1 protein-coding gene and 1 pseudogene are annotated in these 947 nt (G+C 60.1%); one reads left to right on the forward strand and one right to left on the reverse strand.

Going from position 1 to position 947, the window contains the following annotated elements:
- Positions 1–196, reverse strand: a pseudogene (locus tag AC5Y5O_RS32085) (Rv2640c family ArsR-like transcriptional regulator); the annotation flags it as partial.
- Between the two features lie 103 nt (positions 197–299).
- Here AC5Y5O_RS32085 and AC5Y5O_RS32090 point away from each other — a divergent pair.
- On the forward strand, positions 300–782 hold the full coding sequence (locus AC5Y5O_RS32090) for an ArsI/CadI family heavy metal resistance metalloenzyme (RefSeq protein WP_330981092.1): 483 nt from the start codon (positions 300–302) through the stop codon (positions 780–782).
- Positions 783–947 lie beyond the last annotated feature (165 nt).

Here is a 947-nt window from a genome sequence, read left to right on the forward strand (position 1 = left end):
TTGCGAGATCACGTGTGTTCTCCTCGCGAGCAGACGAATTGAACAGCAGCGACATGATTTTGACCCGAGTGGGGTCGGCCAACGCCTTGAGTCGCAGAGCTACCCGTAACGCATCGTCATCGCTCATCGGCCCAGCGGCCAGCGGCGAGCAACATACCGGCGCGGCAATGTCGATCACGGGCAGTGTTCTTGGCATCCCACCATTCTGCCACAGGGATTTGACATATATCAAAAAGGTGGCATCCTGGGGACGTCAGACGGTTTCGATACATGTCTCACACCTATGGAGGTTCACTCTCATGTCGCGCGTCCAACTCGCCCTCAACGTCGACAACCTCGACGAGGCAATCTTGTTCTACTCCAAGCTCTTCAACATCCAGCCTGCGAAACGCAAGCCGGGGTACGCCAATTTCGCCGTCGCTGAGCCCCCGCTGAAGCTCGTGCTCCTGGAGAACCCGGGGCAAGGCGGCACCCTCAACCACCTCGGCGTCGAGGTCCAGTCCAGCGATACGGTGCATGAGGAGATCGCCCGCCTGCAGGGTGAGGGAATGTTCACCGACGAGGAAATCGGAACGACGTGCTGCTTCGCCACCCAAGACAAGGTCTGGGTTACCGGACCGGGTGGCGAGAAGTGGGAGGTTTATACCGTGCTAGCCGATTCCGACACTTTCGGCACCAGCCCACAGCATTCGGATGGCGGCACTGCCGAAGGTGGGGTTTGCTGCGGCGGCGCATCCTCCGAGGAGACGGAGCAGGCGGCCCGCACGACGTCGTGCTGCTGATCAGTCAGATCGCGTGCGCGAACGGTTGCGCATCTGTCAGTGAGGGTGCGCAACTGTCTTGCACGGTCGAATCGGTGCACTTGCTCAGGCCATTTCGATCCAGGTTGCGGCGACAACCCCGACCACGCCATGTCTGAAAAAGTTCAGACGCAGTCCAATCCGACG

The sequence above is a fragment of the Mycobacterium sp. NGS40 genome, assembly GCF_059812735.1.